The sequence below is a fragment of the Spiroplasma endosymbiont of Colias croceus genome, assembly GCF_964020095.1.
Taxonomy (GTDB): domain Bacteria; phylum Bacillota_I; class Bacilli_A; order Mycoplasmatales; family VBWQ01; genus Spiroplasma_E.
The window spans coordinates 1,969,511-1,985,034 of record NZ_OZ026536.1; the positions used below are offsets into that span (position 1 = coordinate 1,969,511).

The window sequence follows — 15,524 nt, forward strand, 5'->3', positions numbered from 1 at the left end:
AGAAAAATATTCTAACTGTAGTTTTTTTTAGTTGGTCTTTCAATTTCAATCTCAGTTGAATCAATTAAATAAAATTGAAATTCATTTGAATTTTCTTGTTTTTTATCAATTTTTAATTTATATCTTTCTTTTAAAAATTGGTAATCTTTGTGGTTACTAAGTTTATTTTCTACTCAAGTAATATTTCGAAAACAACTTGATGGGCTCATTTTAGATTTAATACTCATTTGAAAAAAAGTATAATATTCTTTTCAGTATAATAAAGTCATCATTAATCTTTCTTCTACTGAAAGTTTATTTTTTCGACCTTTATTTTTTTCTAATTTTTCTATTTCAATTAATTTTTCTAACATTTCATTAAAATGAAAACGTTTTATACCAAAATATCTATAAAATTCTTCATTTTTTAATTTTTTTAAATTTTCAAAAATCATTTTTATCAACACTTTTCTAAATTTATTGTTAATAACAAAATTATAAAATAAATTTTAAAATTATTAATTGACTTTTAAAAAATTTAATTACGGAATATGTCTTAAGTTTATTTTCTACTCAAGTAATATTTCGAAAACAACTTGATGGGCTCATTTTAGATTTAATACTCATTTGAAAAAAAAGTATAATATTCTTTTCAGTATAATAAAGTCATCATTAATCTTTCTTCTACTGAAAGTTTATTTTTTCGACCTTTATTTTTTTCTAATTTTTCTATTTCAATTAATTTTTCTAACATTTCATTAAAATGAAAACGTTTTATACCAAAATATCTATAAAATTCTTCATTTTTTAATTTTTTTAAATTTTCAAAAATCATTTTTATCAACACTTTTCTAAATTTATTGTTAATAACAAAATTATAAAATAAATTTTAAAATTATTAATTGACTTTTAAAAAATTTAATTACGGAATATGTCTAAAATATCGGCCGAATAAAAAATTGGTATATTTTATAAAAATGACATGAGAGATAAAACTCTCATTTTTAATTGTTAAACAATTATAATTAATTATTTTATTAAACCAGCACTTTATTAAAGTAATTAATTATTACATAACTAAATAAAAAATTATTTAGGCTATTGTGCTGGAATATTCCAATAGTAATTTTTAGTGTGGTCTTTTTAAGAAAAGAGAAAGAAAAAGTTTTTTCTCCCCCACACCCCCTCTTTTTCAAAAAGAAAGAGAAAAGAAATTTTTCTCTTTTTAAGACTTCTTTTAAATAAGACTTAAATTAAAGAAAGGATTATATTTTATGTTTAAAGAAAATATTAAAAAAGATTTATCAAAAGAAGAAATTACTAATTTACTTTTAGATTTTGATAAAGATAATATTTTTCAACAAAATTTAGAAGAAAAAGAAATACAAGAATTATTAGAAAAAACTAAAATTAATTTTACTTCTATTTTTTTATCAAAAATAGCAATTATTAATGAAACTAGTAAAGCAAGTTTTATTAAATTATTAAATGAAAATAATTCGAATGTTATTGGTGTATGAATTGATAAAAGATTTATTCATAGAAGTAAAGAAAAAAATGAAATAAGAATAAGTATTAAAAGAAGTTTTGATTTTACTATTTATGAATATGATTTAAAAAATAAAAATAATAAAAAATTAGAAAGTATTAAAGGTTATAAATTACTTTTAAAATTAAAAAATTTAAAAGCAAGTTTACCAATTGAAAATAATTTTTGAGAAAAATTACAAGAAAAAAATAATTTCATTAAAAAAGGTATTAATTATGTTACTTAATGTTGAAAAAATTGAATTAATTAAAAATTTATGTAATGAAAAATTACTTAAAAATAAAAAATATATAGAAATTGAAGAAATATTAAAAATTATAGAAAGAGAGTAAATAATTATGTTGAATTTAAAAGAAGAAAAAAGAATGTATTTAAAACATGAAATAAAAGTATATGGTTCATGTGATATTTGTCATAAAAATTCATCATTTGCAAATAGAACTTGTAATAAATGTTTTTATAAATTAATGAGTGATAATGATGAAATGTAATATACATAATGAAAAATATATATGATTTTCTGAATTAGAAAATACATATTATTGTAATAAATGTATTAATGACATGATTGAAGAAGATATGTATTTAACATCAAATAATTGAGATTACTTATATGAATATTATATTAATGAATTACAATTAGAAAATTTTAAAGGAGTGTAAATAATATGCAAAATAAAGGTTTTCAAGATATCAAAAATGATTATCAACAATTTTTTAAAGATATAGAAAATGGTAAATATGGTGAAAGAATTAAAGAATTATTTATGCAAGAAGAAAGTAGTGAATAAATATGGTAGCAGCTCCAAAAAAGAAACCAGAAGATTTAATTATTAAACAAATTCATATTAGATTAAATAAAAGTGAGTATTATGAATTAAAAAAGATGTGTTTAGAAGAAGATATTACAATTAATAGTTTTGTAAAGAATTTAATTAAAAATGCAATTAAACAATCAAAAAAATAATTTAATTTTTAAAAAAGAAACACATCAATATTTTATAAATAAAAAAGAATTAATATCAGTTAGTAAAATATTAGATTATTATTTAGGTAATTCATATTGTAAATGTAATAACTGTAAATATTGTTTTAATATTCATAATGCAAGAATTCGTGGTAATGCAGTTCATAAAGTAGCAGAATTATATTTTAAAAATATAAATATTAAAAATATTAGTAATCAAATTAAAAATTATATTAAAGATTTATTTTCACAAAATTATTTAAATTATTGTTATACATTATTAGATTATTTACCTACTAAATTTATTAATAATAATGAATATATTAGTGAAAAAATGTTTAATGCAGATATAGTTGCTGGAACACCAGATTTAATTTATAAAGAAAATAATTTAAATATAATAATTGATTTTAAAACTTATAAAGTTTTTACTAAAGAATTATTAGAAAAATCAAAATTACAAATAATAGCATATTATTGATTATTAAAAAATAATAATTATGAATTATCAAATATACATTTTATATGTTGAGTTAAAGAAAATAATATTGAATTAATTAAAGTAGAAATAACAAATGAATTATTAATTGAATGAGAAAAAGCAATTTGAACATGAAAGGAATTAAAATAAAATGGCAAATGAATTATTAGTTAAAAATATTAATAATGGTAATGTAGAAAAATTTATTAGACAAAAAGGTATTGTTAATAATTTAGAAATACAAAAATTTAAAAGTAATGTATTAGCAATTTCAAATCAATATGGTTTAGATAAAGCATATCCAGATACTATTATTAATAGTTGTTATCAAGCGGTATTATTGAATTTACCATTAGAAAAGAATTTTGGTTATTGTTATATTGTACCTTATTGAGATAGTAATACTAAAGTAAATAATGCTCAATTTCAAATGGGATATAAAGGTTATATTCAATTAGCATTACGTAGTCAACAATATAAAGAAATTAATGTAAGTGATGTTAGATTAACAGAAATTAAAAAAGTAGATAGACTTAAGGGAATTGAATTTAATTGAATACAAGATGATTTAGAAAGATTAAAACAACCTATTATTGGTTATGTAGCATATTTTCAATTGGTAAATGGTTTTGAAAAAACTTTATATATGTCAAAAGAACAAATTGAAAAACATTTTTTAAAATATTCAAAAACTTATGCAAAAAATAAAGAATTTATTGTTAGTGATTTTGATAGTATGGCATTAAAAACTGTATTAACTCAATTATTAAGAAAATGGGGAATTATGAGTACTGAAATGCAAATAGCATATGAAAGTGACCAAGCAATTATTACTGAAAATGAAAAAATATATATTGATAATCCAAATACTAATAATGTAATTGAAAATAATACAAATTTTCAACAATTAGAAGAAAATATTAATAAATTAGATAATTTGGTATTTAAAAATGAATAAATGTAAGTATTGTAATAAAAGAATTTGATTAACTAATTATTGATGTATGAATTGTTTACAAATAATAGTTATGAATTTAAATAAAAATAAGGAGAAAAAATAATGAATAAAAGAAAACAATTTAAATATAATGAAAAATTAGTTGAACATGGAATTAAAGTAGCAAAAAAAGATAAACAATTAATGAAAATATTAAAAAGACTAAGTTTAAATTAAGGAGAAATAATTATGACTAATTATTTACTTTCAATTGACCCAAGTATTAAAAATACTGGATTTACTTTATGAGAAAAAAGATGTCATGTAATAGATTGTGAAAATAATAATTGTATTGAATTAAAACTATGAACACCAACATGAATTAAAAGTTATAGTTTTGAAAAATTTAAAAATATTAATCCAACATTTGATGAACAAATAATATTTGAATTATTTATGATTGGTGAAATTGGAGATTTTGATAATATGAATATAATTATTGAACGTGGTACTTTTCATTCAAAAAATGGTATTGGTTATGAAACACAAGAACATTTAAGAGGATTTATTGCTGGACAATTTAATAAATTATTAACAAAAAATATGTTAATAAGTCCAAGTGAATGAAAGAAATGATATTTACTTCAAGATTATACAATTATTAATATTACTAGAAAACAAAAATGAACAAAAGAAATTTCATTATTTTTAGTTAATGAATTAATTCAAGAAAATAATTGAAATATAACAATATCAAATCATGATGAAGCTGATAGTTTATTAATTGGTTGATATTATTTAAATAAGGAGAATAAAAATGACTAAACAAGATATTTTAGAAATAATAGATAAATTAAAAGAATTAAAAAATTTAGATGGTATGACTATAAATATAAAAATTGAAGATATTAATATTGAAAATAATTAAGGAGAATTTGATTAATGAAATGTCTATTATGTGAAAATCAAGCAGTAGGAAGTGCAAAAATTGAAAATTATTCTGGATTTAATTTATATTTTTGTAAAACACATTTTATAAAAATATTACAAAACAATGATATAAAAATTGATGATTTAGATTTATAAAAAAAGAAAATGGAGTATTTGATTAATGCAAAAACAAAAACAAGAAAAAGTATTATTAAAATGTATTGTTAAAGATTGTAATAGTAAAGTATTAGTTACTTTAAAAATTGGAAATATTGAAGATAGTGCTGTTCAATTTTTTAATATGTGTTTTTTTCATAAAAAACAATTTAAAAATAAAGTAAAAGAAATAAAAGAATATTATAAAAATAAGGAGTAAATAATGAATTTATGAGACTTTTTAAAATATAGTGATAAATATAATGTTTTTAAAATATATACAAAAAATAAAGAAATATATTTTTCATGAAATGGTGGCAGTAGTGAATTAGATGATGACCGTACTTTATTAGGTTATGAATTAGCTGATTGAAAAGTATTATCATATAAACAATATCCAAATGAAATTAGAGTATTTATTAAATTAGATAATCAAGAAATGTGTTCATATAATCATTTTCCAAAAACAAAAGAAGAAAGATTAAATTATAATAAGGAGTAAATAATGACTAAACGTGAATTTTTAATTAAATGAAAAGTAGATAAAGAAGTAGATATTAAATTACATTATGTTGGTAAAGCTAATTTAGTTTTAAAACATGAACATGAAGATATATATGATGAAGAGAAATTTGATTTTGTAAGAGATGATATTGATAATTATATTGAATTATTAAATGATTATAAAAATATTGAATGAGATAATAATTAAATTATGTATATTTAATATAGAAAATATGATATAATTAATTTATAAAAATAGGTTTCCGTACATTAAATCGTAAGTTAAGAATTCGGTGAGCGTAATTAACTCTAATGTAATAAATAATGAAATATTTTCCTAATTTTTAAAGAAGATAGCCGTAGAAATAAATTTTTAATTTTATTTTGTAGAGCGGTGATATATGATGAATTTCATGTCTTCTTTTTTTTTATTTATAAAAATATAAAAAAAGTTACCAATTAAGGTAACTTTTTAATTAGGTGCCAACCTAATTATTTAGAACTAATATAAATTTGAGAACTTTTTATTTCATATACTTACATAAGTAAGTTATTTAATTATACATTATTTAAGATTGTGAGGGAAATTTACTAAATAATTGTTGTAAAAACAATTACTTCTATAAAAGATAAGAGTGATAATATTAAAAATATAGTACCAATAATGGTTTTTTTTTCTTTAAAATTTATTTTTTTATTTTCATTTACAGAATGACAAAATAATAATACACCAGGTATTAAAGTAAACACTAAAAAAAGAGCTCTTAATATTGCTAATTTAATTCCTAAAATTGGAGTTATACTTACTAAAAATATCATAAAATTATTCCTTACTTTTTTATTTTAATTCTAACATAATTATCTTGGGTTAAAAACAATTTTTGATATATTTAATTTATAGTATTTATAATATCTTATGTATTGTATTAAACCTGAAACTGATTTTTCACTAAAAATTCCAAGTTCTAATTGCATAATATTAGGTAATAATTGTATTTTTCACTTAAATTCTTTATCAGATAAATCACAAAAACCTAATAGTGTATCTTTTTGATTTTCAATACTTTGTGTAGCAATATTATCTTCAATTTTAGTTTGCATGTAAGTATTTTGAATTTTATATAAATTATATTCATTTCTGTCAATTTCTATTCCTATTTTACCATTTCCATAATATCCAGCATATAATCCATGATATGTTATATTATTGTCTTCATAATATTTTAAATTTAGTGGTTTATTGTATATTGACAATTCTTTTAAATTTCTTGAAAAAATAAAATTTTGAATTTTAGATGGTTTAAAAATTTCCATTGTAGAACAACCATCTGACTGATGATTAATAAATTCATCTGTTTCATATTCATAATGTAAATATACATCTACACTTTTATAATATCTTTTTAAATCATTAAAAGTTTTGATTAATAATGTAGGGTCTAAATAATCTTTAAAATTAATATTAATTTCTAATGGTTTGATTTTAGGAACTACATTTTCTACTCATGAATTATAGTCTCATATTAATTTATCTTGTGTATGAGCAAATATAACTGTTTTTGGTATATTAACTTCTACAGTTGGATTTTCTGGAATAATTATAATTTGTTTTGCTATATTTTGAGGACTTGGTGGCAATATTTTTGCAGGATATGAAAATGTTGTTTCTTCACTTTCTTCATATTCATCATGATTTAATTTATATAAAGTTGTTCAATTAAAAGCATTACCAGTTAAATAACCCATATTATTATATCTAAACTGTGCAACTGATATTTCATTATAATCACCTTGATAAGTAAAAGGATTATCACTATAAAATGTATGTCTTTCTTCACCTTGATGTAATGATTGAGTTACAATTGTATCAATAATATAAGCATAATTTGAACCATCAATAACTCCATTACTTGTTGGATTTCATTGACATTCAGTATCTTCATTAGTTAATGGTGAAGCAATATCTAAAAACTCAGTATCTTCTGCTAAAATATAAACTTTATTATTTTTCTTTTGTGATAAATCAACTGTACTTATTTGTTCTTTTACACTTAATTTCTTACCAGTAGTAGGGTCTCATGGATAAACACTAACTCTATCACTTAATTTCATTGTCATAGCAGTTGTTGAAACATTTGCACCTAATAATTTACCAATAGTAAAATCATTATCATTTGTAAATGCATTTAAAGGAATTAAACCACCATTACCAATAATACTTTCTAAATTACTTGTAAAAAATGCACTCATAAAACCATTAAAATATAACATTTTTTTATATTGTTGAGCATTTTGAGTAATAACTCAACTACTTCATATACCTAATGTTAAAGCATTTAATAATTTACCAATTAAAGGAATATCACTTAATGCAAATGGTAATCATTGTTGACTATCATAAGGCATTTGTATTAATGGTGAAAATACTACACTATTAAAATTTAATATTGCTGACATATATTTTTGTGATATTTTTGAATAATCAACAGTTGGACTTCCTATAATTAATCCAGATTCTGGGTCTTTATATTTAAAATTACTACTCATATCAACATTATAATTACCAGTTAAATTATTTATATTTCATTCACTATCTCAAAAGAATTTTGCTTCTCCTACTGATGTACCATTACTTAATCTTGCTTTATCTTTATCAAAAGATAACATACCTTTAAAATCTTTTGTTACAAATAAATTATCTTGAAAATTTAATGAAGTTTTTAATCATTCTGTAAAATTTTTAAAATTAGTAAATCCAGTAGGTTTTGCGTCCATAATATTATAAAATGTTGTTTCTGGATGACTACTTGTAGTTATTTTATCATTTATTCCAGCAAGTAAACCACCATTATTTTTAATATCAGTTGTAGATTTTTCATTATTACCAGCAATAAATAATCTTCTTGAAGCAAATACTTTACTTTCAAATATTTCTTCATTATTTTGTTGTATTGGTTCTTGACCTTGAATTATTGGTCTTCCATAATAATAACAACTTGTTAATAATTCTAATCCATATGATTGTCTATGACTATATCTTACTCCTATATCACGCATTAAAGTACGATTTAAAGTTACTTTTCCTTGTTGAATAGTAGGGAAAGCATAACCACTACCTGGGCTTGCATATTGTACAAAATCAAGTGTATTTTGACCAGTAGAAACTACTCTATCATTTAAACTACTAAAAGTTAATACTTGCATACTAAATGCACCATTATAAGGACTATAATAATTTGTTACATTTGAAATATATAATAATTGTCTATCTTGATTTTTACCACTATTACCACCAATATTTTCATTTTCATCATTAAATACACAAAAAAATTGTAAATAATCATCAATTGTAATATGTTCTTCAAACATTACTAAAGTATATTGTCTTTTAGTTTGTACTGTTTTAAATATTTGATTATTTGGTAAATTACTAAAATCAACACCACTTGTATCATCAATTAAATAAGCATTTCAATAATCACCAATTTTATATTGTTTTGTATAAAATTCATCTTGACCACTAGGTTTATGAGTTATAGGGTCAATTTTACCTTTATTTTTTTGATATATTTTTGTACTATTTTTTCAAATACATACAACTGGAGTAGTACCAGTTAATATTAATTCATATTGACCAAAATCACTTATTTTACTATTAATTGGTTTATAACCAGTTTCAGTTAAAGGAATTGCTCCATTATTAATAACAAATGGAAATATTTTTCAATAACTACATCTCTTTATTAATTGTTGAGTTTGCTTTAATGCTAGATGTGCTTGTTTCATTAATTGAATTTTCATTGCGTTGCTTATTATCATTTGTATTATCTCCTAAATGTTTATTTAAAAATTTACTTTCTTCAATAATATGTTCCAATTTTTGTTTTGCCATTAATGTATCAATATTTTCATATAAACTAATTGCTTCAATTACTGATAATGTACCATTATTTAATCTACTATTAATTAATTCATCTTGTACTAATTGGTCAACCATAGCAATTGGTATAAATTCAAAACTATAAGGTCTTTCACCTTTACCATTTCAATATACTTTTCCATTTTCATCTTTAGAAGAAGTTACTAACATATCAAACATTCTATATAAATAAGTTGTATAATGTGTTATTTTAACTTCTGTTGTTTGCATATCAAATTTATTATTCATTAATGTTTTAGTTTTATTTTCATAATTAATACCATTAAATTCATCATAATCATAACCAGCACCATTAAATATTTGTTTTGCTGTACCATTATAATCAAGTCAATATTCACCAAATTTTGGATTACCTTGTACAATATCAACTCCACCATTACCACCTTTTACATAATTTGCAGTAGTAATATTTAAAAATGCATCTTTAATAATTGATTGAAAATCATCACTTAAATTTAAAGCTTTAAATTTTTCATTATCAATAATTCCATAAAATCTAGTTAAATTTAATATTCTTTCTTTTCTTTTTTGTTTAATAATATGTTGTAAATCTTATATTAAATTTCATACTGGTGCACAATCTGGATATGCATTCATTTGTGTACTATTACCATAAAAATGAATTTGTGGTAAATTTGTAATTTCTACAATTGGTAAATAACCAAATGGATTTTTTAATTCATATTTTTCTTTTAATTGACTTTCTGGTTTAATTTTTGATTTTGTACTACCTAATAAAATTTCTCTATTACCATTAAATATTTCAACTTTTACTTTTGAATTTTCTATTGTTACTCATGTTAAACTACCATTATCACTTTGTTCATTCATAAAAAATAATTCTGCTGATTGTTCTTGTTCATTAAATTTAGCAACACGTGACATAAAACTTGGACTTGGTAAAGTTAAACTTAATTCACCATTTTTAGTTAACATTCATATTAAAAAACATTTACCTAATAATGAATTTTGAATACCAAATTGATATAATTTTTCATTTCATTTATCTTTATCTTTTAATTTATTTAAAAAATTTAATAAATCTTTATCTTCACTTTTAAATAATAAACCTTTACCTAATCATAACATTGTACTTTTATTTGCAATAATTCTAGGTATATCTAATTCTCAATTATCTTCATGTATACTAAAATATTCTGTTGGACTATAATTCATATTATCACTCCTTATTATTAATAAAACTATATTGTTTACCAAATTCAAATTTAGTTTTATTAATTAATAATTCATTATTTATTTGTTCAATTAATCATTTCATATCATTCATTAATGCATAACAATCACTATCTCAAGTATCATCATATAAATCTAACATTTTAGGTTCATTATTTGAATTTTCTATTTTAGATTTAGATAATCATTGAATTAAACTATATTGTCTTTTAGTTTCTGGGCAATTATTTCAATCATAACTTAATATATTTTTAATTAATCCAGTAGTAGTAAAATCAATTCTATCTTTTAAATACATTACTGATTTATCTACTGGTTCAAAATTTAATCAATTCATATTTCTTTTATTTTTTTCTACATTTAAAACATCAATAAATGCTTGACCACCATTACCATAATCAACATAACAAATAAAACCTTTAAACATAGCAAAATATTTTTGTGCTTCAATTAAATAATAATCAATAATACTATTTGCTAATTCATAAGTATTTTTAAAATACATTGCTGGTTGACCATTAATATTAGCATTACTATGATAAAATTCACTTACTTTATGTGCTCTTCTTCCATTATGATTTTCACCAATAAATCATAATGAAGCTGCAGTTGGATGACCACTACTACTTGTTGCCATACCTATATCTAAACCACCAGTTATTTTAGAAACTTGAAAATCTAATTCAGTATTTACTTTATCTAAATATCTTGCAAATATAGCCCCTTGTAAAACACTAGGAACTCCATAATATCAACTTTGTGCTTTTATAGGGTCTAATATTTTTAATTCTTCAAGATTATTAATCTTATCTTGTTTTAAATTATGAGAATTTACTTTTCAATTTGAATAATGAAATAATTTAAACATTTGATTTTCTTCTATTGATTTTATTTGTTCATTATTACATTTCATAATTTCTAAATTAAAAGGTACACGTTCATTCATATAAGTAATAAAATATTGATAAATATTATCTGGATTACAACTTCTTATTTTAATAGTTTTTTTAGCATTACCTAATGCAAATGTAATTGCTTGAAATTCTGCTTGACTAAATTCATTTGCTTCTTCACATCATTCAATTGCTAAATCAAAACCTTTTATTTCACTACGAGAAAGACCTTTTAAAGGTATTCTATCATTACTATTACTATATACACCCATAACTCTAATAAATGATTTACTACCTTTAAAACGAAAATCTGCTTGTTTATTTGGATATTTTAAATTATATTCTTTATAATCAAAACCAATATTAATTAAAGCTTCATCAATTTCTTTAGTTAATTCATTAATATCTTTATTTAATTTTCTAAAACAATATATAGCAATTGATTTATTAACTTTAATTGAAATTGCTATTAATATTGCTAATTCTTCTGCAATACTATATGTTTTACTTGAATATCTACTTCCACTTAAATTATATTCACTATGAGTAAAATCACTTTTATTTAATAATCAATAACTAATTTCATTTAAATAAGTAAATTCTTTATTCATAATTTTATTCCTGTAATTCTTCTAATTTTTTAAAAATATAATCTCTACCCATACCCCACATTATTCTATTGTTATAAATATTAATTTCAGTTTGTTGGTTATTGTTATTATTTGCTATTCATAAACTACTTTTTACAACGCTTGTATCTAATTGATAATAAAAATTAATTATTTGTCAACTATAATTTTTATTATTTTTTTTAGTTGTATAATCACCATAACTTATATAGACATATTCCGTAATTAAATTTTTTAAAAGTCAATTAATAATTTTAAAATTTATTTTATAATTTTGTTATTAACAATAAATTTAGAAAAGTGTTGATAAAAATGATTTTTGAAAATTTAAAAAAATTAAAAAATGAAGAATTTTATAGATATTTTGGTATAAAACGTTTTCATTTTAATGAAATGTTAGAAAAATTAATTGAAATAGAAAAATTAGAAAAAAATAAAGGTCGAAAAAATAAACTTTCAGTAGAAGAAAGATTAATGATGACTTTATTATACTGAAAAGAATATTATACTTTTTTTCAAATGAGTATTAAATCTAAAATGAGCCCATCAAGTTGTTTTCGAAATATTACTTGAGTAGAAAATAAACTTAGTAACCACAAAGATTACCAATTTTTAAAAGAAAGATATAAATTAAAAATTGATAAAAAACAAGAAAATTCAAATGAATTTCAATTTTATTTAATTGATTCAACTGAGATTGAAATTGAAAGACCAACTAAAAAAAACTACAGTTAGAATATTTTTCTGGTAAAAGTTGAATGTATTCTATAAAATTTCAAATTGTATATGATTTTTTTAATAAAAAAATTGTTGATATTTTTGCTGATAATGGTAAAGTGCATGATTTTCAAATATTAAAAAATTCAAATCTTGAATTTTCAGAAAAAACAATAATTATTGGTGATTTAGGATATCAAGGTATACAAAATATTTATAAAAATACAATAATACCAATTAAAAGAACTAAAAATAAAAAATTAACTAAACAAGAAAGAAAATACAATAAGATTGTATCTAAAATTAGAATTAAAGTTGAACATGTCTTTGCTTGATTGAAAAGATTCAAAATTTTAGTAAATAAATGTAGAAAATCTAAATTTAGACTTATGTACTTAAGATTTAACTTACTTTGTGAAATTTTTAATAAAATAAAACCATTAAAATAAAAAAAATATTAAAAATATTTTTTTAAAATTTAAATTTTTATCGAGTTAATATAAAAATATTATTAACAATTTTTTGTTTAAAATGTAAACTCATTTTTTAAACTATTTTTTCAAAAAATATTTATTTCTATATTCAATAACACTAAATAGTTTTAAAACAATTTTATTGACAATTAATTAAATTTAATTACGGAATATGTCCTATATATTCTATAATGTGTTTTATCTTTAAATATATATTTTATATAATTTTGATTATTATTATTTTTATCTGTTATAACTTCTCCTACTTCTTTTCATTCATTAGTTCTTGGATTTGGTGAATCATTATCTCTTAAATCAACATCTCATTCATTTTCTTTAATTTCTAAACTAAGAATTGCTCCATAATTAATATCTCCACCATTAATTTGTAAAATTGATGTTTTTGAATTAATTGTTATATCTAATGTAGCTTCTTCATTACCAATTTTTCCATTAATAATAGTATGTTTTGCAGTATTAAATGCTTTAGCAGTTTTAAATAAAATCATTATTGGATAACCTACTAATTCAGTTTCTCATGTAATAATAACTTTATAAGTTTTATTAATTTGAATTTTAAAATCTGTTCATGTACGATTATTAAGACTTTTACCAACAGCAACTCATTTATCTTTACTTTCTTTTTTATTTATTTCATTAATAGCATCAACAACAGTTTTATTAGTAGTTTCTAAATTAGGAATTTCTTGACCAATAGCATTTATTTGAAATGCAATCGGAAATTGTGCTTTTGTATCTTCTAATTTTTTATCTACTTCTTCTTTTTTATAATAATCAGATAAATCTACTTTACCACCAGTAGCACTAATAGTATTAGTTTTTTCATCAATCTTAATATTTTCACCAGCAATTAATTTATCTTGCTTTTTATCAACATATTCTTTAGTTGTAGCGTCAGTTTCAAAAGTAGGTGTTCCAACATCAATAAGTCTTCTACCATTAACATCAATACCTTTATCATCTTTTGGCTTTATAAAATTAGGATTATCTTTATCAACTTCTCATAATGATTCATCACCACTACCAGTTGTACTAATAACTTTCTTTTCTTGACCTTCTTTACCATCAACTAATTTCATAGTATCATTACTAAAATATTTTGTAAATAATTCAAGTGTTGTTAAATTATCAAATGATTTAATACCCCTAGTATCAATATCAACTACTGAACCCATAATATTTTTTTGATGAGTAATATTAATTTTAGTTCTAGGGTCTGATGATTTTAAATTAATAGTTTGTAAATAAATTTCTCATGGATTTTGTTCACCACCATTACCCATAAATTTTTTAAATCAATTTTGTTTAGGTGAAACATTAAGATTAAAACCTTGCATAATTGGATATTCATTTATTTCTTTTAAATAATTAAATACTTGTGGAACAATATAATAAGGGTCTTCTGGATTATTTTGTGAATAAGTAATACCACCTTGACCAATACTTGCTTGACCACGTGCATATTCAACACCTTTACCTAATAAAAAATTAACATAATGAGTAGTTGCAGTTTGAATATTATCTGTAAATTTAGTAGGATTTATTTCTGGTCATTTTTTTGAAATAGTAAAACCACTTAAAAAATCAATATTACTACTTGCAATTTCTATTGCATATCTAATTTCACTATCTGGTGTTGTAACTTCATCAAATAATGATTTATTAAATCCTTTTCAATTTTTAAATTCTTCAATTGTAATAAACATCAATGGGTCTTTAATAGCCATAATAATTTACTCCTTAATGTAAAATAAAGGGTATTTAAACACTTTAAAATTTAGCTTTAGTTACTTTTTTCTTATCTTTTTCAGTTAATTCTTTACTAGAAGCTCTTTTACTAATAATATGGTTTTCAATTAATTCTTCTTTTTCTTCATTATTATTAAAACTATCTAAAGATTTAGCAACTGATGTAGTTTCTAATTGTAATTGAGAATTTATTTGTTTAATATTATTTGTAATATAATTAATTAATTTTTCTTGCTTTAATTCTTTTGCTAATTTACTTTTTTTTGATTTTATAATTGATTTACCAAATAATAGAAATCCTAATGCAATACATATTCCACTAGCTACTGCTCCTCCTATTACTGCTGATATTAATTCTATTGAAAAATTCATTTTTTATTCCTCCAATTGTATTTTATTTGAATG

At 20.6% G+C, this 15,524-nt stretch carries 24 protein-coding genes; 14 read left to right on the forward strand and 10 right to left on the reverse strand.

Going from position 1 to position 15,524, the window contains the following annotated elements; all coding sequences use genetic code 4:
* Positions 1–11: 11 nt before the first annotated feature.
* From AACL24_RS12260 to AACL24_RS12270, 3 genes are read right to left on the reverse strand one after another with little or no spacing between them, the layout of a single operon-like run.
* The gene (locus AACL24_RS12260) at positions 12–434 is read right to left on the reverse strand and encodes a transposase family protein (protein ID WP_339045912.1); all 423 of its coding nucleotides are present in this window, start codon (positions 432–434) and stop codon (positions 12–14) included.
* Between the two features lie 40 nt (positions 435–474).
* On the reverse strand, positions 475–606 hold the full coding sequence (locus AACL24_RS12265; protein WP_339047019.1) for a hypothetical protein: 132 nt from the start codon (positions 604–606) through the stop codon (positions 475–477).
* Positions 596–814 carry a hypothetical protein gene (locus tag AACL24_RS12270; protein WP_339046964.1) on the reverse strand — a complete coding sequence of 73 codons (219 nt, stop codon included), beginning with the start codon at positions 812–814 and terminating at the stop codon, positions 596–598. The genes AACL24_RS12265 and AACL24_RS12270 overlap by 11 nt, the downstream gene beginning before the upstream one ends.
* Before the next feature lie 439 nt (positions 815–1,253).
* On the opposite strand from AACL24_RS12270, the gene AACL24_RS12275 reads away from it, so the two are divergent.
* From AACL24_RS12275 to AACL24_RS12330, 12 genes are all read left to right on the forward strand, one after another.
* Complete coding sequence (locus AACL24_RS12275) at positions 1,254–1,754, forward strand: hypothetical protein (RefSeq protein WP_339047021.1); 501 nt, start codon at positions 1,254–1,256, stop codon at positions 1,752–1,754.
* A 112-nt stretch (positions 1,755–1,866) separates the two neighbouring features.
* Positions 1,867–2,019, forward strand: a complete 153-nt coding sequence (locus AACL24_RS12280) for a hypothetical protein (RefSeq protein WP_339047023.1) — start codon at positions 1,867–1,869, stop codon at positions 2,017–2,019.
* Positions 2,006–2,191, forward strand: coding sequence for a hypothetical protein (locus AACL24_RS12285; RefSeq protein ID WP_339047025.1), 186 nt, complete (start codon positions 2,006–2,008; stop codon positions 2,189–2,191). The genes AACL24_RS12280 and AACL24_RS12285 overlap by 14 nt, the downstream gene beginning before the upstream one ends.
* Positions 2,192–2,196: 5 nt before the next feature.
* A complete protein-coding gene (locus AACL24_RS12290) occupies positions 2,197–2,319 on the forward strand; it encodes a hypothetical protein (protein WP_339047027.1) in 123 nt (40 codons plus the stop codon).
* A 2-nt stretch (positions 2,320–2,321) separates the two neighbouring features.
* Entirely contained in the window at positions 2,322–2,495 is a 174-nt protein-coding gene (locus AACL24_RS12295) for a hypothetical protein (RefSeq protein ID WP_339047029.1), read from the forward strand.
* Positions 2,470–3,126, forward strand: coding sequence for a PD-(D/E)XK nuclease family protein (locus AACL24_RS12300; RefSeq protein WP_339047031.1), 657 nt, complete (start codon positions 2,470–2,472; stop codon positions 3,124–3,126). The genes AACL24_RS12295 and AACL24_RS12300 overlap by 26 nt, the downstream gene beginning before the upstream one ends.
* A gap of 1 nt (position 3,127) precedes the next feature.
* A complete protein-coding gene (locus tag AACL24_RS12305) occupies positions 3,128–3,934 on the forward strand; it encodes a recombinase RecT (protein WP_339047033.1) in 807 nt (268 codons plus the stop codon).
* A gap of 228 nt (positions 3,935–4,162) precedes the next feature.
* Positions 4,163–4,738 carry a hypothetical protein gene (locus AACL24_RS12310; protein ID WP_339047035.1) on the forward strand — a complete coding sequence of 192 codons (576 nt, stop codon included), beginning with the start codon at positions 4,163–4,165 and terminating at the stop codon, positions 4,736–4,738.
* Between the two features lie 117 nt (positions 4,739–4,855).
* Positions 4,856–4,999 (forward strand): hypothetical protein, encoded by a 144-nt coding sequence (locus AACL24_RS12315; RefSeq protein ID WP_339047037.1) that lies wholly within the window; start codon positions 4,856–4,858, stop codon positions 4,997–4,999.
* Between the two features lie 25 nt (positions 5,000–5,024).
* A complete protein-coding gene (locus tag AACL24_RS12320; RefSeq protein WP_339047039.1) occupies positions 5,025–5,219 on the forward strand; it encodes a hypothetical protein in 195 nt (64 codons plus the stop codon).
* Between the two features lie 3 nt (positions 5,220–5,222).
* Positions 5,223–5,501: a hypothetical protein gene (locus tag AACL24_RS12325; RefSeq protein ID WP_339047041.1), complete on the forward strand. Its 279-nt coding sequence runs from the start codon at positions 5,223–5,225 to the stop codon at positions 5,499–5,501.
* Positions 5,502–5,504: 3 nt separating this feature from the next.
* Entirely contained in the window at positions 5,505–5,711 is a 207-nt protein-coding gene (locus AACL24_RS12330; protein WP_339047043.1) for a hypothetical protein, read from the forward strand.
* A 383-nt stretch (positions 5,712–6,094) separates the two neighbouring features.
* On the opposite strand, the gene AACL24_RS12335 is transcribed toward AACL24_RS12330, so the two are convergent.
* The 5 genes from AACL24_RS12335 to AACL24_RS12355 all read right to left on the reverse strand — a co-directional run bounded on the left by AACL24_RS12335 (position 6,095) and on the right by AACL24_RS12355 (position 12,141).
* Positions 6,095–6,322 carry a hypothetical protein gene (locus tag AACL24_RS12335; RefSeq protein ID WP_339047045.1) on the reverse strand — a complete coding sequence of 76 codons (228 nt, stop codon included), beginning with the start codon at positions 6,320–6,322 and terminating at the stop codon, positions 6,095–6,097.
* Positions 6,323–6,361: 39 nt separating this feature from the next.
* Complete coding sequence (locus AACL24_RS12340) at positions 6,362–9,322, reverse strand: hypothetical protein (RefSeq protein ID WP_339047047.1); 2,961 nt, start codon at positions 9,320–9,322, stop codon at positions 6,362–6,364.
* Entirely contained in the window at positions 9,234–9,671 is a 438-nt protein-coding gene (locus AACL24_RS12345; RefSeq protein WP_339047049.1) for a hypothetical protein, read from the reverse strand. Before AACL24_RS12345 ends, AACL24_RS12340 begins: the two co-directional genes overlap by 89 nt.
* A gap of 324 nt (positions 9,672–9,995) precedes the next feature.
* A complete protein-coding gene (locus AACL24_RS12350) occupies positions 9,996–10,619 on the reverse strand; it encodes a phage portal protein (RefSeq protein WP_339047051.1) in 624 nt (207 codons plus the stop codon).
* 1 nt (position 10,620) lies between these two features.
* Positions 10,621–12,141: a hypothetical protein gene (locus AACL24_RS12355; RefSeq protein WP_339047053.1), complete on the reverse strand. Its 1,521-nt coding sequence runs from the start codon at positions 12,139–12,141 to the stop codon at positions 10,621–10,623.
* Between the two features lie 330 nt (positions 12,142–12,471).
* Here AACL24_RS12355 and AACL24_RS12360 point away from each other — a divergent pair, with 330 nt between their 5' ends.
* Positions 12,472–12,894, forward strand: coding sequence for a transposase family protein (locus tag AACL24_RS12360; protein ID WP_339045912.1), 423 nt, complete (start codon positions 12,472–12,474; stop codon positions 12,892–12,894).
* Between the two features lie 23 nt (positions 12,895–12,917).
* Complete coding sequence (locus AACL24_RS12365; RefSeq protein ID WP_339045908.1) at positions 12,918–13,325, forward strand: transposase family protein; 408 nt, start codon at positions 12,918–12,920, stop codon at positions 13,323–13,325.
* A 173-nt stretch (positions 13,326–13,498) separates the two neighbouring features.
* Here AACL24_RS12365 and AACL24_RS12370 read toward each other — a convergent pair whose 3' ends face one another.
* Both AACL24_RS12370 and AACL24_RS12375 read right to left on the reverse strand, forming a co-directional pair.
* Positions 13,499–15,097: a hypothetical protein gene (locus AACL24_RS12370; protein WP_339047055.1), complete on the reverse strand. Its 1,599-nt coding sequence runs from the start codon at positions 15,095–15,097 to the stop codon at positions 13,499–13,501.
* 43 nt (positions 15,098–15,140) lie between these two features.
* Positions 15,141–15,491, reverse strand: a complete 351-nt coding sequence (locus AACL24_RS12375) for a hypothetical protein (RefSeq protein ID WP_339047057.1) — start codon at positions 15,489–15,491, stop codon at positions 15,141–15,143.
* Between the last annotated feature and the right edge of the window lie 33 nt (positions 15,492–15,524).